Below are 19398 nucleotides of genomic sequence, written 5' to 3' on the forward strand. Positions count from 1 at the left end.
GCCAGCTCGGCCAGCTCGGCCAGCCCGATAGCCCGGCCAGCCCGGCGGCCCGGCCAGCTCGGCCAGCTCGGCCAGCCCGATAGCCCGGCCAGCCCGGCGGCCCGGCCAGCCCGGCCAGCCCGATAGCCCGGCGGCCCGGCCAGCCCGGCGGCCCGGCCAATCCGACGGCCCAGTCAGCCCGACAGCCCGACGGCCCGACAGCTCGGCTCAGCCAAGCCCGGCAAAGGCCAGCCCAGCCGAGCCGAGCCCGGCCTCACCCACCCGCGGCGGGCCGGGGGACGGCGCGTCGCTGGCGGCTCGGGTGGGAGGGGGAAGGCTCCCGTGCCGGGCCGGGGAGGGTGGGTGAGGGGATCGGTCAGGCGGCGCCGGTGCCCCACATGCTGGTGAAGGCGGCTGCTTCGCCGGCCAGCCAGCGTTCGACGTCGGCGGTTTTTGTGGTGGGGGCGGGGCGGTGGATCTGGGCTCGGCGGATGTCGATGAGGACCGGCTCCGCGTTGGGGAGGATCTGGTCCATGTGGCGGGTCATGAGGTGGAGGGTGGCGGTGATGACTTCGGGGGTGGGGGGTTCTTCGTCGAAGTGGAGGCGGACGGCTTCGCGGCGGTTGTCGGCGTACCTGAGGCCGAAGTGGGGGTTGATCTTTACGGCCAAGGGGCCGACGGAGGCCAGGGCTTCGCGGGTTTGGGCGAGGCCGACGTCGGTGGGGTCGCCGAGGGAATGGAGGTAGGTCAGGGCGCCGGTGCTCACCGCTTCGTAGAGCGGCTTCCAGCGGGGCTTGACGAGGTCGGTCACGCCGTTGAGGTAGGTGCCGCCGGTGCGGAAGGCGATGTCCGCCTTGAGGGCCTTGACGAGCTGGCTGTGCGGGTTGAAGCCGGTGCGGCGTTCGCGCTGGCGGCGCAGGCCACCGACGAACGTCGCCTTGGCAGGCCCGGTGCGGGCGACATAGCGGGTGAAGCCCAACATCGTTGCGTACGGCGGAAGGGTGGACAAAACGGGCGTTGTCACGATGATCTCCCCGCAGGTCAGTAGCCCTTTTAGTACACACATTCTAATCGACGGGTACGACATTCCACAGAGGTGTGGTGATCAACTGGGTGTCGCGTTCTCGCGAATGCTGCATGCCGTGGTGGGCGGCGGTCCGGGGCCGGAATCACCCTTCGAGATACTTGTCCCAGTCGGGGCCGGTCTCGTGGGAACCGGGTGCTGCGTTCTCGCCCGCGGTCCTCTCCCGGAGGTCGTCCACCCAACCGGCTGCCCACATCCGAAGCTCGTGCAACTCGTTCTCGGACAGGCCGTAGTCGAAGAACCGGGCATCGGCGCGCAGCTCGGCCGCGCCAAGACGGTCCATGAGGTCAGCCAGAGAGAATTCTGGTAGGTGCGCGGCGCCGAGGCGTTCCAGATCTCTGAGGGAATATCCGCCGCGGATGTGAGCGGCGTAGACGTCGATGAAGTCCCGGTGCATGGCCCGGTCGTGCAGCGCACCGACCTTCAAGCCAACGGCGTCATCGAGGGCAAGCACTGGACCGATGTCCAGCAGGACCGGGGGTCCGATGGCTTCTTTCAGCAGATCGACCTCACACATCTCGCCGCCGGTGGTGACCTCGAGCCGAGCCATCAGCGGAGACGATTCCACGACAGCGACGGTGAAGCCCTCGGCCCGGTACGCGTCAGCGAGCCGATCGGTGATGTCGCCGAGCGGTAATGGGGACGCGGTGGCCAGGTCCAAGTCGCGTGACGGGCGTTCGGTGAGCCGGTGTGCGCTGATGGCGTAGCCGCCGGCGAGGACCAGGCCAAGCTCATCACCCGTGTTGAAGGCGATCCGGGCCAACTGCTCGTGTAACCGGTCCACCTGGTCAGGCCGCGGCAAGCGCAGGAAGGCGCGACTCCCAGACGCTGATCAGATTTCGCGCCGTCAGACGCCGGATGCTGGGCCAGTCGGCTACAAGATGCTGGGTATGCACCCACCGGGCGAGGTCCTCGCGCCGACCTTCGCCGAGCAGCGTCGTGTACAGGGTCAGTCGTTCGTGCTGGTCACTTACATCGAACGAGGACCGGCCCGACCAGGACAACCGATTGGGCAACGCGACAACTCCGGCCGCCGGACCGGTGAACTCTTCCCAGGCCGGGATTCGGCCCGCCATCTGCCCGGTCCTGGCCAGCGTCTGGTTGATGCTCACCCGGGCATTATCCACCGTCCGGAGGCGGACCGGGAACCGTCGGCCGGGATGATGGGCTTCATGAAGGCCGAGGATGTCCACTTCCTGATCCTGTATCGGACTCCGGAGCGGTGGCGGACCACCGTCGCCGGGCCGGGTGGGATGGCCTGCGGCGGGTTGGCCGGCACCCCGCCTGATGCGCCGTTCGAGGAGGCCGAGCGGGAGTTCCGCGAGATCCTCGCCGAGGTGTGGGGCGTGGAGCGGGAGATCGCCTGGACCGAGACCAGGCCCGGCTGGTGGAACGCCGATTTGAAGGGGTGATTTATGGCTTTGATCCGATGTGACTTCTACTCCGAGGCGCTCGAGGTGAGCACCTCCATGACCGTGCTGCTCCCTGGGCAGGCCCGTAGCCAGATCGGCATCGAGGGCCACGCGGGCGACGCCGCGCCGCCGGTGCTCTATCTGCTGCACGGGCTGACCGATGACGACACCGCCTGGACCCGATACACCAGCATTGAGCGGTACGCCGCCGCCAAGGGGCTCGCCGTGGTCATGCCGCAGGTGCATCGCAGTTTCTACGCCGATGAGCGGCACGGCATGAAGTTCTGGACGTTCCTGTCGGAGGAGCTGCCCGCCGTGGTGAAGTCCTTCTTCAACGTGTCGACGGCGCGGGAGGACACGTTCGTGGCGGGGCTCTCGATGGGTGGCTACGGCGCTTTCAAGTGGGCGCTCCGGCAGCCCGAGCGGTTCGCGGCGGCGGCCAGCCTGTCGGGGGCGCTCGATACGGCGTACATGTATGAGCATGACAAGCGCGCGCACATCACCGTACTGATGGAACGGGTTTTCGGTGGCAGGCCGGGTGAGGGGGACGACTTGCTGGACCTGGTCAAGGCCGCGCCGAAAGACCTGCCGCAGCTGTTGCTGCGGTGCGGGACAGAGGATCACCTGCTGGTCCACAACGAGCGGTTCGTCGAGGCGGCGCGGAGCGGCGGAGTCGAGATCGACGCGGAGTTCGGGCCGGGTGAGCACGAGTGGGGCTACTGGGACACGCAGATCCAGCAGGTGCTCGACCGGTTACCGATCAAGCGTTAGAACTGCAGCGCCGAGGCCATCTTGGCTTGCTCCTCCAGGACGTCGTTCATGCGTGCCTGGACAGCGTCCATCTGCCCGATCGTGTCGCTGGTGGTAAGGATGCCGGCGGAGACCGTACGCGCGCTGTTCTGAATGCCGGTGATCTGTTCGGCGACGCGCTGGGTGGCCTCGGCGGTCTCCCGTGCCAGGTCCTTGACCTCGCCGGCGACGACCGCGAAGCCCCGGCCGACCTCACCCGCCCGGGCGGCCTCGATGGTGGCGTTCAGGGCGAGCAGGTTGGTCTGGTCGGCGATCGACGAGATGATTTTGATGACGTCGCCGATCGCGGTGGAGGCCTGGCCGAGGGCTTCGACCTCCTGGGTCATGTCGGAGGCGCGGGCGACGGCGTCCTGGGCGACCCGGGTCGCGTCGTCGCTGGCCGCGCGCAGGCGGGAGACGGTGTCGAGCAGGTCGCGGGAGTTGGCTGAGGAGATCTCGTTGCCGCGGACGATGTCGAGCCGCTGCGACACGAGCTGCTGGACGTTGCGCAGCGCGGAGGCGCGGGAGTCCGAGAGCTCGATGAAGTTGGTGGTGAAGAAGTCCATCGTGCCGATGATCTTGCCGTGGCTGAGGATCGGGAAACAGACGCCGGAACGTACGCCGGCCCGCTGCGCGGCGGGTGCGCGTACGCAGTCCGTGAGCTCGCCGATGTCGCGTACGAAGACCAGGTCCTTCGCCCGCCACGCGCGTCCGGAAAGTCCGACGCCCTCCGCGAACGTCGCGGCGAGGGTGACCTTGCGGAACTCGTCACCGGCGGAGCCCGACTCGACCTTGAACTTGAGGACGTTGTCGTCCTCGTCGATCTCCCAGAATGATCCGTACGCCCAGCCGAACGCCGTGCGGACCGACTCGAGGGCGATCCGCAGTGTCGATGCGGAGTCGACGGCCTCGCCCAGCGCGGTGACGACGCTCGTGACGGCGAGCCGGTCATCGGCGACCTGGCGCAGCTCGGCGGAGGCGAGGGCGGTGAACCGGGCCTGCTCGGCGATGCGGGCGATCGAGGCCCATTTCTCGCTGCGGGGGCCGTCGATGTAGAGCGGCTCGGCGGAGTAGTACTCGAGCACCGCGATGATCTTGTTGTCGCGCAGCACGGGGCTGATGATGGCGGCGTGCATGCCGTGTTTCGACGCGGCCTGGCAGCGCTGGCAGTCCTCGCACCGGGTCATGTCGTCGACGTAGACCGACTGCTTGGTGCGGACCGCGCGCCCGACCAGTCCCGCGTCGGCCGGCACCGGCTTGCCCTGGATGACGTTCTGCATCTCGCGGATCAGCGTGCCGGTCTCGTACGTCACCGTCATCTGGCCGTTGCCGGTGGGCAGCCAGACCGCGCCGTAGCTGAAGTTGTGCGAGCTGACCGTGCTGTCGACGGTGATCTGCCAGGCAGCCTGCTCGTCCTCGGCCGCGCCGAGATCCATGATCAGCTTCTCGAGGCTCTCGACGTCCCGCGGAATGGCACGCGTCTGGTCGACCTTGCTTGCGGCCGACCTCGACCGGAATGAGACCACCACGAACTCCTGTCACTCGAAACGCGTTCGCGTTCCCACATCATCGGACAGGAAGGACGTTGCGGACGGCGGAATGCCAGAACCCGGGCGCTACCCCTCAACCGGCGCGGCAAAAGACCGATCTGTTGCGTTGACACCGCAGCAGTGCCGAGGAATGGAGTGCAGGATGCCGCGCGCCGCCGCCCGAGCGACGACGACGACCTTCGCGGTCCTGCTCGTCGCCCTGATAACGCTGTTGACGGGTGCCCATCCGGGGTTCGCCGCGGCCGGGGACGAGCCCGAGGAGATCGCCGACACCCAGCCCCACGTCGGCGGTTACATCGCCAGCACCGAGCTGCAGGCCGCCACCCCCGGCACGGCGCAGGGCGTTCCCGCGAGCGTCGACCTGCGGCCGTACGCTCCCGCGGTCGGCGATCAGGGTTCCGTCGGCCAGTGCGTCGCATGGACGATCTCGCGCAACCTCATGGGTTACTACGCCGGCCGCAGCGGTGGCGTCGACACCCCGTACGCCCCGCTCTTCCTCTACATGCGCAACGTCACCGCCGGCGGCGCTCCGAACCGCGGCCTCAACCCGGACACGGTGCTCGCCAACGTGCAGGCGAACGGCGTCGACAGCCAGGACGACTACTTCCAGGGCACCAGCAACTACAAGGTGGCCCCGACGTCGTCGCAGATCTCGAACGCCACGAACTACCGCGTGACCGGCTGGACCCGGCTGTGGAGCGGCGCGAACCAGGGCGCCAACGCGCAGACCGCCGTCCAGCAGGCGCTGGCCGCCGGCACCCCGGTCGCCATCGGCTTCTCGGTGTTCCAGGACTTCATGGATCTCGGGGCGCACAGCCTCTACAGCACCACGAGCGGCACCAGCCTCGGCGGCCACATGGTCACCGCGTTCGGCTACGACGCGGACGGCGTCTACCTGCGCAACCAGTGGGGAACCGGCTGGGGCAACGACGGTGATGCCCACGTCTCGTGGAGCTTCATCGAGACGGTGGTCTCCGGCGCGTACACCATCTCCGGGGTCTCCACGCCCTCCAGCCCGATCGGCGTGACCCCGCAGGTCACCGCGCTCTCGACGAGCAAGGGCCCGGCCGGCACCTCCGTGACCATCACCGGTGGCGGTCTGGTCAAGGCGACCGCGGTCCGCTTCGGCGGCACCTCGGCGACGTTCTCCAGGAGCACCACGAACGGCGTCACGCGGCTGCTGGCCACGGCACCCGTACACGCCGGCGGTCCTGCCGATGTCACCGTCACGAACCCGACCGGTACCAGCGACTCGAGCGGGACGGGCGACGACTTCACGTTCACCCAGTCGCCGCCGACGCTGTCCGGGATCGCGCCCAGCACCACGAGTCAGGCGGGCGGCGCGACCATCACGCTGACCGGCGCCAACCTGAGCGGCGCGACGGTGAAGGTCGGCACGACGGTGGTCACGCCGGGCTCCGTGACCGACACCAGCATCACGTTCGTCGCCCCGGCGCGGACCACGGGCAACGTCCCGGTCACGGTCACCACGAGCGGCGGCACCAGCAGCGCCCGCTACCTCACGTTCGTCGCCGGCAGCGTCCCCACGATCACCACGCTGACGCCGAGTTCGGGGGCCAGCACGGCGACCACGATCGTCGTCGTCACCGGCACCAACCTCAGCAACATCCGATCGGTGAAGCTGGGTACGACCACGCTCAGCTACACCGTGGTCAGCTCCACCTCGCTGAAGATCTTCGTGAAGGCCCGGCCCTCCGGCGCGGCGTCCCTGGTCGTGACGACCGCCGCGGGCACGAGCAACGCGCTGCCCTGGACCGCGGTCACCCCGACGCGCCCGGCGATCAGCTCGCTCAGCCCCGCCACCGGCCTGACCACCACGTCGACCGTGGTCACCGTCAACGGCTCCGGCTTCACCGGCGCGACGCGACTCTCGCTCGGCGGCAGGGCGCTGTCCTTCACCCGGCTGTCCGCCACTCAGCTGCGCTTCACCGCCCCTGCGCGCCGCGCAGGCAAGGTCAACGTCGTCGTGGTCGGGCCGGGCGGCACCAGCGCCGGCAAATCCTTCACGTACGCCACCAGCGTCGCCCCCGTGATGAGCTCGCTCAGCCGCACGACGGGCAGCACGAAGGGCATGACCACCACGACGGTGACCGGGCGTTACCTGAGCAAGGTCACCGTCGTCACCTCGGCGGGCAAGCGCACCAGCTTCAAGCGCGTCAACGACACGAAGATGACGGTGACGCTGGTCCGCCACGCCGCCGGGGCCGTCACCATCCAGGCGACGTCGGCCGGCGGCAGGAGCAACGGACTCAGGTTCACCTACGTGAACTAGCGCTACTCACTGTCGCGGCTCTGCTCGGCGAGGAAGCGCTCCAGCTCGGCACCCAGCTCGTCCGCGCTCGGCAGGCTGCTGCCCGGCTCGGCGAGCAGGCTGGCGTCCCGGCCGCGCAGGAACGCGTCGTACTGAGCCTCCAGCGACGTGACCAGCCGACTGGCCTGCTCGTCATCGGCGACCTGCTTGTCGACCTCGTCGCGGACCTCGTCCGCCGCCTCGTGCAGGGCGGCGGTCGGCAGGACCAGCCCGGTGGTGTTGGCCACCGACTCGATCAGCAGCTCGGCCGCGGCGGGATACGTGGTCTGGGCGAGGTAGTGCGGGACGTGGGCGGCGTAGCCCATGGCGTCGTGACCGGCCTCGCCGAGCCGGAACTCGAGCAGGCTGCCGACGCTGGCCGGGACCTGGACCCGCTGCAGCCAGGACTCGTGCTCGCCGAGGAGACGCTTCTCGGTGGCGTGCGCGGTGACGCTGACCGGGCGGGTGTGCGGCACCGCCATCGGGATCGCGTTGAGCCCGACGGTGACGCTGACCCCGAAATGCTCGATCAGGGTTTGCACGGCCTTGATGAACCGTTCCCACTGCAGGTCGGGCTCCGGGCCGGCGAGCAGCAGAAAGCTCGTGCCGGTGAGGTCCTTGACCAGGTGGAGGGCGAGGCTGGGCTGCTCGTAGCTCTCCCAGTGGTCCTCGACGAAGATCATCGGGGGCCGCCGCGACCGGTAGTCGAGGAGCTGGTCGAGGTCGAAGGTCGCGACGACCTCGTTCTCGAAGTGCTCCAGCAGGTGTTCGCGGGACAGCTGGATGGCGCTGCCGGCGTCGACGAACCCGGTGAGAGCCTGGACGAGCACCACGCCGTCCAGGTCAGGCAGGTCGTCGGCCAACTCGTAGAGCCCGTGTGGGTCGAGCACGCTGCGGACCTCCTCATGACAATGCCCGTTGGACGCGGGCATTGTCTCTGCAACAACCGGCCGTCCGGGTTCATTCCGTAATGACGATGATCTTCCACTAAAGGTGCGACCCGCTCGGAACTGGGCGGACCGGTGAGGGTTCCGGTGAGTCACGGCCCTGCTGCACAAAGTTCTGTACGCCACCACGTTGCCGTGCACGTGCATCTGCAAGGCACAATGGTGATCAGGTCCACTCTTCGTCCCTCGGAGCGATCTGGTGAACGATTCCGCCGTACCCCCGTCACCGACCATGTCCGACGACGACACCGGCCCACCCGGGTCCCTCTGGACCAGGATGAAAGCCGATCCCCAGTACGCCCCCGAGCACCTCGCCCTCGAAGCGGTCCGCCGCCTCGGCCCCGAGGCCCAGCACTGGGCCGACCATGCCCGCCTGGAGCACCCGGACGTCACCCCCGACGCCCTGGCCCAGCAGGCCGCCCGCCGTTTCATCAACCACGCCCGCCTCTCCGGTGCCGTCTCCGGCGCCACCGGTCTGCCCGGCGCGGTCGTCGACGTCGGGGTCCTCGCCTGGACCCAGTCGCGGATGGTGCTGCACATCGCCGCGGCGTACGGCATCGACCCTGCCGATCCGGAGCGCGCCACCGACCTGCTCATCCTGCAGAAGGTGCACAAGCTCGCCACGACCGCGCGGCTCGCCCTCGGCGTCGCCGCGGGCCGGGAACGAGCCAGCAGGCTCTTCGCCGACACCGCGGCCCGCCCGCTCACCGGCATGATGGTCAAACTGAGCGTCAAACTCGCCCAGATGGCCGGCGTCCGCGCGGTCAAGCGGATGTTCGCCAAGGTGATCCCCGGCGCCGCGGTGATCCTCGGCACCTGGGTCAACTCGGCGGCAACCAAAGACCTCGCCACTCGCACCCGGCAGCTCTACAGCCCCGCCTAAAGAGTCCCCTCCGACGGTCGATGGGTCCCGGGTAACGGACGGGATCCACCTACCGCGGGGAGACAGGAATGACGCACCGCAAGCGCTGGCTGCTGCTCCTGGCACCCCTGCTGCTCACCGGCTGCGGCGTGCTGACCGGCTCGTCGGCCACCACGCCGGGCAGCGGCACGACCGGCAGCGCATCCGGGAGCACCAACCCCGGCCAGCCCTTCCTGGTCATCGCCCGGGGCAGCGCCACGCCGACCCCCACCCCGAGCAGCGGCGTCCCGCCCTACCCGATCCCCACGGCAACGGGCTTCCTCCCGATCACCGGTGGCGGCGCCCGGGTCACCCCGACCCCCACCTGCGGCCTGGACACCGTCAACTTCTCCCGGATCAACTCGCTCACCGTCGTGCCGGGCACCACCAGCGCGACCGCGACCTGGTACGACGTCGGCGGCTACAACCTCGTCGAATACCGCCTCACCGCGATCAGCCAGGACCTCGTCCACGGCCCCCAGCGCGACGTCGGCTGGAAGGTCGTCAAGCCCTCGACCGCCTGCGGCCCGATGACCGCCACCATCACCGGCCTCGACCGCACCACCAACTACGTCTTCTCCCTGGACGGCGTCGTGGTCCGCCGCAGCGGCGACGGCACCCACGCCGGCACGCTCTTCCGTTCCGGCGTGATCAGGACCAAGTGACCTCCGGCCGGTAACCCTGGGCGCGGGCCCTGCCGATATCGAGGACCATGCCGTCGGTCAACTGATCAACGGCATAGCGGCTCAGCGTCGGGGAGACCTGAGCGAGGCCCCGGACCACCCCGGCAGGAAGATGCCTCACGGGTACGCCCAGAGCCCGCCCGATCACGTCATCACGCCGGTAGGGCTCCGCGTCCGCGATGTTGTAGGCGCCTCCGGGCCAGGTCAACGCCGCCAGACAGGCCGCCGCGAGATTCTCCACCGCCGTCAGGCTCATCGCGACATCCGGCCCGGGCAACCAGGCCCGCCCCGCCCGCACCACCCTGCGCAGCCGCGGCAGCAGATGCCGATCACCGTCGCCGTAGACCGCCCGAGGCCGCAGAACCACAGCCCCTGCCGCCAGCGCCAGCCTCTCCCCGGCGGCTTTCGTCCTTCCGTACGCGCTGAGCTGCCCATCCCTCGGATGCCCCTCACCCACCGCGCCGGCGTAAGGCCCCGGCCGGTAGACACTCGCGCTGCTCACCCACACGACAGGAATCCCCGCAGCAGCCGCGAACAGCCGCTCGGTCCCGTCGACATTCACCGCCCGGTACGCGGCCTCGATCTCGCGCCCGGCCCGCGGATCACCCACAGCAGCCGCCAGATGCAACACGGCGTCGACCCCCTCGATCACCGGCTGCTCGCGGCTCGCATCCCAGGACACGTGCACGCCCACCGGCCCGGGACGCCGCCCCAGACAAACCACGTCGTGCCCACCGGCGTCCGCGAGCCGTGCCACCGCCGCACCACAGAACCCCGATGCCCCCGTCACCGCGACCCTCACGCCCTGCCCGCCCTGTGCGCCCTCAAGCCTTGCCCGCCCTCAAGCCCTGCCCGCCCTCGTGCCCTGGCTGTCCTCATGCTCTGCCCGCCCTCAAGCCTTGGCCGCCCTCAAGCCTTGGCCGCCCGCACGGGTGGGTCCGGCCTCGATGATCAACGATCGCCAGGCGGGCAGCGCGGCCTTGCGATCCGCCCGGGCCCGCACCACCCGCGGCTCGTGGACCGCCAGAGCCCGCAGGAAATCCCCGAGCTGGGTACGCGCGAGCCGCGCCCCCGGACAGGCGTGCGTCCCGACCCCGAAAGCCAGCTGGGCGATCTGCGCGGAAGCGGGCCGAGCCGGGTCGGGATCGCGACAGTGTGCGTCGAGCGCATGCCGGGCGACCAGCAACATCCGATCCCCGGCCCGCACCGGGCAGCCCCCGGGCAGCTCACCGTCCGCCGCCGCGACCCGGGGCAGCAGCGGGGTGGGCGCGGTGACCCGGAGCAGTTCGTCGGCGAGGGCGGGGCTGTCGGCGTACCCCCAGAGGTTTGCATCCGCGGCCCAGGCAGCGGCTCGCGGCAGCGCGGCAACCGTCGTCGTGATCGCGGCCACCGCGAGCATCACCGCAAGCCCGGCCCCCGCCCCGCCCTCGCGCGCAACCAGCGTCGACAACCGGGCAGCAGCTTCTTCAGCCCGGCGGCCGGTGCCAGGTGCTCGGGGGCCGGGAAGGTGGGCCCGGGCGGCAGCGGCGGCGGCCTCCTGGGTGGCGGCGGCGAGTCGCAGCGGGTCGATGTCGAGTTCGAGCAGGGCGGTGGCGGTGGCTCCGGCGACCTCCGCGGCGATCGGAACGAGGTCCAACGGGTGGCCGTGGGCCAGCGGACGTAGGCGTTGCTCGAACAGCTCGGTCCAGATCGGACGCAGGCGGGCGACTCCCGCGGCCCCGAGCAGCTCCGCGGTGTCGCGGCGGGACCGGCGGTGGGTGTCGCCCTGCTGGTCGAAGAGCAGGTCGCCGCCGGTGAGCCGGCCCGCCGCGCCGCCGGTAGTGCCCGGTGCGGTCCGGTCCAGCGGGATCCGGGTCAGCGCGGCGACAAAAGCCTCCCGGTCATGGACGAGCACGGTGCCGCCCAGCCGCAGCGCGCGTCGTCGGCGGGTGGCCGCGAGCAGGGCGAACAGCACCGGATGGCTGCCCAGGTAGACCCGGCGGTCGCGGGTGCGGGCCGGTGAGTACGCCCTCATCGGACGTGGACCTGGTGCGGGGCGGGGCGGTAGCGGCGGTCCCAGCTCCAGAGCAGGGTCCGGCGGGGGCCCCAGGCGCGCAGGCGGCGCAGGCTGGTCTCGACGACGAGGTTCTCCGCGCGGACGATCCGGGAACTGTGCCGGCGGGCGCGGTTGAGCAGGGTGACGTCCTCCGAGCCGGCGCGCAGTTCCTCGCGGGGCGTGCCGCCGCAGCGGTGGTAGAGCTCGGCGGTGATGGCGAGGTTGTGACCGTGGATCAGCACGTACGGCGTGCGCGCGGCCGGGTCGCGGTGCAGCCATCGGCCCGCGTGCGCGGCGGCGCGCACGACGGCCGGGTAGAGGTGCCGTTGGGCCCAGGTGGGATTTTCGTCGCTGCGGGGGATGCTGCGGCCGCAGGCCAGGTCGACGTGGTCCAGCAGGGTGCGGCCGGTCGCGGCCCAGTTGCGGGCAGGGAGACAGTCCGCGTCGGTACGCAGAAGCTTCGTCGCGCCGTGCTCCAGTGCGTACCTGAATCCGGTGTCGGCGGCAGTTCCCGCACCCGGCGCGGGCTCGGTGAGCACAACGACCTCGCCGGTGAAGCCGGCCGCGATCCTGGCCGTGCCGTCCGACGAGGCGTTGTCCACGACGACCAGGGTGAAGTCGGTGTCGGTCTGGGCGGCGAGCGCGTCGAGCAGGCCCGGCAGCAACCGGGCCTCGTCGAACGCGGGCACGATGACGGCGAGCGGCCTCATGACCCCGCCGCCAGCCGGGCCGCTGCTGCCCGGTCGGGTTTGCGGGAGCGGCCGGCCAGCGGGATGTCCGCCAGCAGCACCGCGTCGGGGCGGGCCGATCCCATCCTGCGCAGCGGCTCGCGCAACGCTGCCCGGACCTGCGCGGGCACGGCTCCGGCCGCCGGTTGCACGATGGCGACCACGCGTTCGTCGCCGTCACCCGCGGGGACTCCGACGATGACGGCGAGTTCGACGCCAGGGACGTGCAGGGCCGGCTCGTACAGGCCGGGGTAGATGTTCTCGGCGCCGCGCAGGATCATGTCCTTGGCGCGGCCGCCGAGCACGAGCCGGCCCGCGTCGAGACGCCCGATGTCGCCGGTGGTGATCCATTCCGCGGGTGCCGAGCCCAGGTAGCGGTCCGCGGCGTTCGGGCCGGCGAGCTGCACCTGCCCGTCGTCGCCGATCCGCGCCCGGACGCCCGGCAGCAGATCGCCGACCAGGTCGCCGTCGCCGGTGAAGGCGGACTTCGCCGTGGCTTCCACGACTGCGGCGGGGAAGACCTCGGTCAGCGCGTAGACGCCCCACGCCCGGTCGGCGCCGGACGCCCGGACCCGTTCCAGCAGGGTGGCGCTGACCGGTGCGGATCCGCTGTAGACCCGGCCGGTGAAGCGGGCACCGGCGGCGAGGGCGGCCCGCAGCTGCGGCGGTGTCAGATAGGTCGCCTGCGGGTTGAGCGTGGAGAGCTGCCGGGCCAATGCGGCAGGGCGCCGGGCGGGCAGCGCGACGGGTGCCTCCCCGGCGAGCGAGGGCACGAGGACGAAGAACGTGCCACCGAGCACCGGGCGACCGGGGCCGGGGCGGACGAGGTCGTGGACCACGCGCATCCCGGCGGTGATGCTCGCCCTGGTGTGCACCACCGCGCGGGGACTGCTGGTGGTTCCCGACGTGAACACGATCACCGCGTCCCCGTCGCCGTCGTGTCCCGGTGGGCGCGGCCCGGCGGCGGGTGCGAGGACGGGCGCGCTGCCGGGCAGGCGGCGGCCGATCGTCCGGGTCGGGGCCAGCTCCGCGAAGTCGGGCAGGGCGAGGCGGGCGCGGCGGGCCAGGGGAGCGGCCCAGCCGGCGACGGCCTGCGCTGCCGAGTCGGCGAGGACCAGCCTCGGGTCGGCGAGCCGCAAGCGGGCCAGGAGAACGTCCGGGCCGGCGGTCGGGTCCAGCACGGCGACCCGCAGACCCAGGTGGTACGCCGCCAGCATCGTTGCCAGCGAGCGAGGTCCCGGGCGCACGGCGAAACCGACCGTGTCCCCGGCTGCCAGGCCTTCGGCGTGCAGGGCGGCGGCATACCCGGTCACCAGGTCGGCCAGGTCGCCGCGGGAAGCAGGCGGGCGCCGTCCCGCGATGATGGCCGGCCGATTGTCGCCCGTGCGCAGGCCGGCGATCAGCTCGCCGATCATCGGGGGTCCGCCGTCAGTGCGCCGCTGCCCCGGTCCAGGTACCACTTGGCGGTGCCGCGGATGCCGTACGCGGCGAGCCTGCGGGTTGAATTCTCCACGACCATCGTGCGGCTGTGCCGGATCGCCGAGGTGGTCCGGCGTACCCGGTTCAGGAAGGTGCGGTCGGTCGGGGAGGGGCGCCGGGGCATGCCGCCGCAGGCACGATAGAGCTCGGCGGTGATCGCCATGTTGTTGCCGGCGTGCATCCGGTAGGGCGCGTGGAACTCCCCGGACCGGTGGGCCGGGCGCAGCCGTCCGAAGAACGCGGCCAGGGCGACCAGTACCCGGAACATTGCCCGGCCGGCGAGGCCGTGCTCGTCGCGGCGGGCGGTGATGCGGCCGCAGACCAGGCCCGCGCCGGTGGTCAGCTCCGATCGGGCCGCGGCGAGCCAGCCGGGGCGGGGGAGACAGTCGGCATCCGTACGCGCAAGCAGCGTCGCCCCGCGCTCCATCGCGTACCGGAATCCGGTGTCAACCGCACAGCCGACGCCCTTCTCCCGCTCGATCACGACGTGCGTCGGGAAGAGCGCGGAGAAGCCACGGGCGATCTCCGCCGTGCCGTCGGTCGAGCCGTTGTCCACCACCAGCAGCTCGAAGCCGGTGTCGGTCTGCGCGGCGAGCGCGTCGAGGGTCTGCCGGATCCGGGCCGCCTCGTTGTAGGCCGGCACGATCACCCACAGCGCCGTCACGCGGACACCTCCCAGACCATGGTCATCAGGCTGACGCCACCGCCGAGCCCGACCATCAGCACCTTGTCGCCGCCGGTCAGCCGGGGGCGGACCCGGTCGAGCTGCACCCCGAGGGTGGCGCTGGCCACATTTCCCAGCTCCGGCACTGTGATCACCAGCTTCTCCTCCGGTACGCCGACGATCTCCACGAACCGCCGCAGATAAGGCACGGTCACCTGGTGTACGAGCACGGCCGCGTAGTCGTCCCAGCCCAGGCCGGTGCGGTGCGCGACCCGTTCCAGCAGTCCCGCGCCGATCTTCTCGAACACGCCGCTCAGCTTGGCGCCGTCGCCGGTGAAGTAGGTGTGCTCGTCGCCGCGCGGATGCCGGGAGCCGCCGCCGAAGATGCCGCCGACCGCCCAGTGCTCGGAGTGCGTCTCGCTGTCGACGTCCACGATCCCGCCCGTGGCGACCGGCTCGACCAGCACCGCGGCACCCGCGTCCCCGAACGTGTACCCGGCCAGCGCCGTCCGGGCCTGGGCCATCCCGTCGAGCCGGGGCCGCATCGCCCTCGTCGGCGTCTCCCCGGTGACGACCAGCGCCCGCCGCGCCCGCCCGGCCAGGATCATCGCCCGGGCCAGGTCGATGCCGTTCAGGAAGCTGTTGCAGGCGTTCGTGACGTCGAGGGCATGCGCTCGGCTGCCCAGCGCCGCCTGCACGACGTGCGCGGTGGCCGGCTCGACCATGTCGCGGGTGGCGGAGGCGAAGAGCAGCAGGTCGATGTCGAGCGGGTCGAGGTCGGCCTCGGCCAGCACGGTACGGGCGGAGGCGATCGCCAGGCCGGAGGCGTACTCGTCATCGGCGGCCACCCGGCGGCGCTCGATGCCGGTCGCCCGGGCCATCATCCCGGTGGGCAGCGGCAGCCGGCTCGCGGCCGCCACCCGGGCCTGGAGCTCGTCGGTGGTCACCTCCCGCGGGGGCAGGAAGCTCGCGGCGGCGGTGATGCCGACCCTGGGCACGGTCAGGTTCATGGCCGAAAGCTTGCTGGACCGCCGCGCCGATGGCTTGAGTAGGGCGACCTATTTTCGAGGGTGGGTTGCGCCACAGGCGGCGGTTCTCAGAGTTCTCTAAGCTCTGCGGCATGGAAAGCATCGTCGAGACGGTCGTGCTCGTAGCGATATCCGTGCTCGGCGCGGCCTTCGCCCGCAGACTCGGCTTCATCGCGCCCCTGGTCCTGCTGGTCGGCGGGCTCGCGCTGTCGTACGTTCCCGGTATCCCCGAGGTCCACCTCGAGCCCGAGCTGGTGCTGATCGGCATCCTGCCCCCGCTGCTCTACGTGGCAGCCCTGCAGACCAACCTGGTCGCGTTCCGGCGTGCGCTGCGCCCGATCCTGCTGCTCGCCGTCGGGCTGGTGCTGCTGAGCTCGTTCGTGATCGGGCTCGTCATGCACGCCCTGCTGCCGGACGTGCCGTTCGCGGCCTGCGTGGCGCTCGGCGCGATCGTGGCCCCACCCGACGCGGTGTCGGCGACAGCGATCGCCCGGCGCATCGGCCTGCCCCGGCGGATGGTCACCATCCTGGAGGGCGAGAGCCTGCTCAACGACGCCACCGCACTGGTCACGGTCCGGATCGCGGTCAGTGCGCTGTCCGGCGTGGCGGTCGGGTTCTGGGAGATCACCGGGCAGGTCGCGCTCAAGGCCGGGGTCGGCGTGCTGCTCGGCCTCGTGCTCGCGGTCGGCGCCGCGTGGCTGCACAAACGGATCACCGACCCGCTGCTCGACGACGCGGTGTCGCTGCTCACGCCGTTCGTGGTCGTGATCATCGCCGAGGAGCTGCAGTCGTCCAGCGTCGTCGCGGTCGTGGTGGCCGGGCTCTACCTGGGCCACCGCATCCCCTACCTGCTCTCGGCCACGTCCCGGCTGCAGATGGACGCCGTCTGGAAGCTCGTCAACTTCCTGCTGGAGGGCGTCGTCTTCCTGCTGGTCGGCCTGCAGTTGCGCGAGCTGATCGAGAACATCGAGACCGACATGGCCACGACGGTCCGGGTCACCCTCATCGTCTTCGTGGTCCTGGTCGCCGTCCGGTTCGTCTGGATGTATCCGGCCACCTATCTGGCCCGGCTCATCCCGCACATCCGCGCCAACGAGGAGCGGCCACCGATCGCCGTGCCCACGGTCCTGGCCTGGGCCGGGATGCGCGGCGTGGTCACCCTCGCCGCCGCGCTGACCCTGCCGCCGAGCGCTGACGTGGTCGGCGGCGACTACCCGCGTGACCTGTTCGTCTTCGTCGCGTTCGCGATCATCGTGCTGACACTGCTGCTGCAGGGCATGACCCTGCCGGCGCTGTCCCGGCGGCTCGGTGTGAGCGAGGACACCAGCACCGAGGACGCTCTCGCCGAGGCCAACGTGCAGCACGCCGCCAGCCGCGCCGCCCGGGAACGACTCGAGGCCCACGCCGACGGCGCTCCCGGTTCGGTGGTCGACCGGCTGCGCGCGCTGACCGACAGCCGATCCAACGGAGCCTGGGAACGGCTGGGTAATCAGCAGATGGAGACCCCGTCGGCTGCATACGGCAGGCTCCGGCGGGAGATGATTACCGCCGAGCGGCACGTCTTCAAGATCGCCCGTAACGAGGGGCGCATCTCCGAAGAGGTGCTCAACCGCGCCCAGCGCGAGCTAGACCTGGAAGAGTCCCAGCTGACCCGGAGCGACGATTGACCTGCGTGCACCTCAAGGAAGCGACCGAACCAACCCCCCTGGCACCGTACGGCGGCGGCTGCCCCGAATGCGTCCACGCCGGCCACCAGGACTGGGTGCACCTGCGCCTCTGCCTGGACTGCGGCTACGTCGGCTGCTGTGACTCGTCACCGCGCCGGCACATGTCGGCGCACCACGACGAGACCGGCCACCCCGCGATGCGCTCGTACGAACCGAGCGAGAACTGGAAGTGGTGCTTCGTGGACGACCTGCTGGGCGCCTGACATGCGAACCCTCTTCGCCGGCGCGGGCGCGACAGGCGGCTACTTCGGTGGCCGCCTGGCCGAGCGCGGCAAGGACATCACCTTCCTGGTCCGCCCGGCCCGCGCCGCGGCCCTCGCCCGCCGCGGCCTGCGCATCCATTCCCCCACCGGCGAGACCACCATCCACCCCCGCACGGTCACCGCCCCCACCCTCGACGGCCCGTACGACCTGATCGTCCTCGCCGTGAAAAGCTTCGCCCTCCACCAGGCCCTCGCCGACCTCAAACCGGCAATCGGCCCCACAACGGTCGTAGTCCCGCTGCTCAACGGCATGCGCCACATCGACACCCTGCTCGAAGCACTCGGCCCCACACACGTGTACGGCGGCGTGTGCATGATCGCCGGCACCCTGAACGACGAGGGCGACGTCGTCCAGATGTCCGGCATGCACAAACTGACCTACGGCCCCCTCGCCGGCACCGACAACCGGCTCGCCGCGGTCACCGACGCCCTCTCGGGCGCAGACTTCGAATCCCGCTCCTCGGACGACATCGTCCAGGAGATGTGGGAAAAATGGGTCTTCCTCGCCAGCACAGGCATCGTCAACGTCCTGATGCGCGGCACCATCGGCGAGGTCGAGGCGGCTCCCGGCGGCGCCGCCCTAGCCAATGCCGTCGTGGACGAGGCCCTGGCCGTCGCCGAGGCAGCGGGCCACCGCTCCCGGTCGCCCCAGGAGGCCTTCCTACGCACATCGATCACGGCCAAGGGCTCCCCGACCACCACGTCGATGTACCGCGACCTGGTGTCCGGCGCTCCCGTCGAGGCAGACACCATCGTGGCCGACCTGGTCACCCGCGCGGACAACCTCGGCGTCCCGGTGCCCCTGCTCCACGCCGCGCGGGTCAACCTGGCGGTCTATCAGGCACGCCTGGGCTCCTGACGGGCGAGCCGGCAGATGGTCGTGCTGTTCGTCAGGCGATCATGCGGTCGGCGGTGAGCTTGCGGGACGTGCCTGCGAGCAGGGTGCGCAGCCGGGCCGCGGGTAGCGGGGCGCCCGGGTCGGGGGCGGGCAGCTGCGGGATGTTGCCGGAGCGCAGAGCTTCCGCGAGCTGTGCCCAAGCTGCCCTGATCGCGTCGGGATCGGTGCAGTAGGGCACGGTGTAGGGGTCGGTCTCGGGTTCGAAGCGCCAGCTTTCGGCCAGGGGACCGGCGTCGACGGTGTCGAACCCGAGCCGGCTGATCAGCTCGGCGGCGCTGGCCTTGGCCTCCGGGTCGTCGCCTGCGATGGGGAGCGCGGTGCGGTCGGCCGCGCCGGCCGGGCGCGCCAAGGCCGTGATGTGGTGGTCGCTGATGTTGTTGAAGGCCTTGACGAGCTTGGCGCCGGCCAGATGCCGTTGGACGAGTTCGCTGGTGGTGATCTCACCCGCGTCGAGGGCGGGGAGGTGGCCGTCGCGCGTCGCGTAGTAGTTGCTCGTGTCGAGCACCACCTTGCCGGCCAGTGCGGCGGCGGGGAGGTGCTTGTACGCGGCGAGCGGGATGCTCACCACCACCCAGTCGCCGGCTTGGGCGGCTGCCTCGGGGGTCGCGGCACGGGCCCGTGCGCCGAGTTGCGCCACTGTCGCGGTGAGGGTTTCCGGGCCGCGGGAGTTGGCCAGGACGACATCGATGTCCGCTGCGGTTGCCTGCCGGGCGAGTCTGGTGCCGATGGCGCCGGCGCCGATGATGCCGAGTGTTGCCATGAAGGGTCTCCTCATCTCGCGGACGGGTCGTCCGCCGGTGGCGCGGAAGCCGGGTCAGGATGGCGTGAGGGGCCACCGACCCGACCAAGCGGAGCACGTGCTCCGCTTGAAGCTAGCATTAAACGGAGCGTCTGCTCCTGTTGTGCGAGTCACAAACGGA

The 19398-nt window shown here is 71.0% G+C and carries 20 protein-coding genes; 8 read left to right on the forward strand and 12 right to left on the reverse strand.

Annotated elements, in window-relative coordinates; all coding sequences use genetic code 11:
• Nucleotides 1-355: 355 nt before the first annotated feature.
• From Aco04nite_RS39165 to Aco04nite_RS39175, 3 genes are all read right to left on the reverse strand, one after another.
• A complete protein-coding gene (locus tag Aco04nite_RS39165) occupies nucleotides 356-1003 on the reverse strand; it encodes a hypothetical protein (RefSeq protein WP_213002281.1) in 648 nt (215 codons plus the stop codon).
• A 145-nt stretch (nucleotides 1004-1148) separates the two neighbouring features.
• On the reverse strand, nucleotides 1149-1847 hold the full coding sequence (locus Aco04nite_RS39170) for a nucleotidyl transferase AbiEii/AbiGii toxin family protein (protein ID WP_213002282.1): 699 nt from the start codon (nucleotides 1845-1847) through the stop codon (nucleotides 1149-1151).
• 4 nt (nucleotides 1848-1851) lie between these two features.
• Nucleotides 1852-2256 carry a hypothetical protein gene (locus Aco04nite_RS39175; RefSeq protein ID WP_244876630.1) on the reverse strand — a complete coding sequence of 135 codons (405 nt, stop codon included), beginning with the start codon at nucleotides 2254-2256 and terminating at the stop codon, nucleotides 1852-1854.
• On the opposite strand from Aco04nite_RS39175, the gene Aco04nite_RS39180 reads away from it, so the two are divergent.
• Together Aco04nite_RS39180 and Aco04nite_RS39185 are read left to right on the forward strand one after the other, a co-directional pair.
• Nucleotides 2236-2475: a hypothetical protein gene (locus tag Aco04nite_RS39180; protein WP_213002283.1), complete on the forward strand. Its 240-nt coding sequence runs from the start codon at nucleotides 2236-2238 to the stop codon at nucleotides 2473-2475. The genes Aco04nite_RS39175 and Aco04nite_RS39180 overlap by 21 nt on opposite strands.
• A 3-nt stretch (nucleotides 2476-2478) precedes the next feature.
• The gene (locus Aco04nite_RS39185) at nucleotides 2479-3246 is read left to right on the forward strand and encodes an alpha/beta hydrolase (protein ID WP_213002284.1); all 768 of its coding nucleotides are present in this window, start codon (nucleotides 2479-2481) and stop codon (nucleotides 3244-3246) included.
• On the opposite strand, the gene Aco04nite_RS39190 is transcribed toward Aco04nite_RS39185, so the two are convergent.
• Nucleotides 3243-4790: a GAF domain-containing protein gene (locus tag Aco04nite_RS39190; protein WP_308161718.1), complete on the reverse strand. Its 1548-nt coding sequence runs from the start codon at nucleotides 4788-4790 to the stop codon at nucleotides 3243-3245. The two genes, Aco04nite_RS39185 and Aco04nite_RS39190, sit on opposite strands and share 4 nt — an antisense overlap.
• A gap of 166 nt (nucleotides 4791-4956) precedes the next feature.
• Here Aco04nite_RS39190 and Aco04nite_RS39195 point away from each other — a divergent pair, with 166 nt between their 5' ends.
• Nucleotides 4957-7107 carry an IPT/TIG domain-containing protein gene (locus Aco04nite_RS39195; protein ID WP_213002285.1) on the forward strand — a complete coding sequence of 717 codons (2151 nt, stop codon included), beginning with the start codon at nucleotides 4957-4959 and terminating at the stop codon, nucleotides 7105-7107.
• Nucleotides 7108-7109: 2 nt separating this feature from the next.
• On the opposite strand, the gene Aco04nite_RS39200 is transcribed toward Aco04nite_RS39195, so the two are convergent.
• Nucleotides 7110-8015 carry a proteasome assembly chaperone family protein gene (locus Aco04nite_RS39200; protein WP_213002286.1) on the reverse strand — a complete coding sequence of 302 codons (906 nt, stop codon included), beginning with the start codon at nucleotides 8013-8015 and terminating at the stop codon, nucleotides 7110-7112.
• Between the two features lie 289 nt (nucleotides 8016-8304).
• Between Aco04nite_RS39200 and Aco04nite_RS39205 the strand changes: the two genes are divergently transcribed.
• Nucleotides 8305-8955: an EcsC family protein gene (locus Aco04nite_RS39205; RefSeq protein ID WP_213002317.1), complete on the forward strand. Its 651-nt coding sequence runs from the start codon at nucleotides 8305-8307 to the stop codon at nucleotides 8953-8955.
• A 68-nt stretch (nucleotides 8956-9023) separates the two neighbouring features.
• Entirely contained in the window at nucleotides 9024-9638 is a 615-nt protein-coding gene (locus Aco04nite_RS39210; RefSeq protein ID WP_213002287.1) for a hypothetical protein, read from the forward strand.
• Here the strand turns inward: Aco04nite_RS39210 and Aco04nite_RS39215 are convergent.
• The 6 genes from Aco04nite_RS39215 to Aco04nite_RS39240 form a co-directional block, all read right to left on the reverse strand.
• Complete coding sequence (locus Aco04nite_RS39215) at nucleotides 9625-10458, reverse strand: NAD-dependent epimerase/dehydratase family protein (protein ID WP_213002288.1); 834 nt, start codon at nucleotides 10456-10458, stop codon at nucleotides 9625-9627. The genes Aco04nite_RS39210 and Aco04nite_RS39215 overlap by 14 nt on opposite strands.
• A 90-nt stretch (nucleotides 10459-10548) precedes the next feature.
• A complete protein-coding gene (locus Aco04nite_RS39220; RefSeq protein ID WP_213002289.1) occupies nucleotides 10549-11670 on the reverse strand; it encodes a cytochrome P450 in 1122 nt (373 codons plus the stop codon).
• On the reverse strand, nucleotides 11667-12401 hold the full coding sequence (locus Aco04nite_RS39225) for a glycosyltransferase family 2 protein (RefSeq protein WP_213002290.1): 735 nt from the start codon (nucleotides 12399-12401) through the stop codon (nucleotides 11667-11669). Before Aco04nite_RS39225 ends, Aco04nite_RS39220 begins: the two co-directional genes overlap by 4 nt.
• Nucleotides 12398-13834, reverse strand: a complete 1437-nt coding sequence (locus Aco04nite_RS39230) for a class I adenylate-forming enzyme family protein (RefSeq protein WP_213002291.1) — start codon at nucleotides 13832-13834, stop codon at nucleotides 12398-12400. The genes Aco04nite_RS39225 and Aco04nite_RS39230 overlap by 4 nt, the downstream gene beginning before the upstream one ends.
• Nucleotides 13831-14562: a glycosyltransferase family 2 protein gene (locus Aco04nite_RS39235; protein ID WP_213002292.1), complete on the reverse strand. Its 732-nt coding sequence runs from the start codon at nucleotides 14560-14562 to the stop codon at nucleotides 13831-13833. Before Aco04nite_RS39235 ends, Aco04nite_RS39230 begins: the two co-directional genes overlap by 4 nt.
• Complete coding sequence (locus tag Aco04nite_RS39240; RefSeq protein ID WP_213002293.1) at nucleotides 14559-15572, reverse strand: 3-oxoacyl-ACP synthase III family protein; 1014 nt, start codon at nucleotides 15570-15572, stop codon at nucleotides 14559-14561. Before Aco04nite_RS39240 ends, Aco04nite_RS39235 begins: the two co-directional genes overlap by 4 nt.
• 110 nt (nucleotides 15573-15682) lie before the next feature.
• Here Aco04nite_RS39240 and Aco04nite_RS39245 point away from each other — a divergent pair, with 110 nt between their 5' ends.
• From Aco04nite_RS39245 to Aco04nite_RS39255, 3 genes are read left to right on the forward strand one after another with little or no spacing between them, the layout of a single operon-like run.
• A complete protein-coding gene (locus tag Aco04nite_RS39245) occupies nucleotides 15683-17257 on the forward strand; it encodes a Na+/H+ antiporter (RefSeq protein ID WP_213002294.1) in 1575 nt (524 codons plus the stop codon).
• Nucleotides 17258-17262: 5 nt separating this feature from the next.
• Complete coding sequence (locus tag Aco04nite_RS39250) at nucleotides 17263-17520, forward strand: UBP-type zinc finger domain-containing protein (protein WP_438874980.1); 258 nt, start codon at nucleotides 17263-17265, stop codon at nucleotides 17518-17520.
• A 1-nt stretch (nucleotide 17521) separates the two neighbouring features.
• On the forward strand, nucleotides 17522-18439 hold the full coding sequence (locus Aco04nite_RS39255) for a ketopantoate reductase family protein (RefSeq protein ID WP_213002296.1): 918 nt from the start codon (nucleotides 17522-17524) through the stop codon (nucleotides 18437-18439).
• 31 nt (nucleotides 18440-18470) lie between these two features.
• Here Aco04nite_RS39255 and Aco04nite_RS39260 read toward each other — a convergent pair whose 3' ends face one another.
• Nucleotides 18471-19238 (reverse strand): NADPH-dependent F420 reductase, encoded by a 768-nt coding sequence (locus Aco04nite_RS39260; RefSeq protein WP_213002297.1) that lies wholly within the window; start codon nucleotides 19236-19238, stop codon nucleotides 18471-18473.
• Nucleotides 19239-19398 lie beyond the last annotated feature (160 nt).

Origin of the sequence: Winogradskya consettensis (assembly GCF_018332715.1) — a bacterium.
Lineage (GTDB): Bacteria > Actinomycetota > Actinomycetes > Mycobacteriales > Micromonosporaceae > Actinoplanes > Actinoplanes consettensis.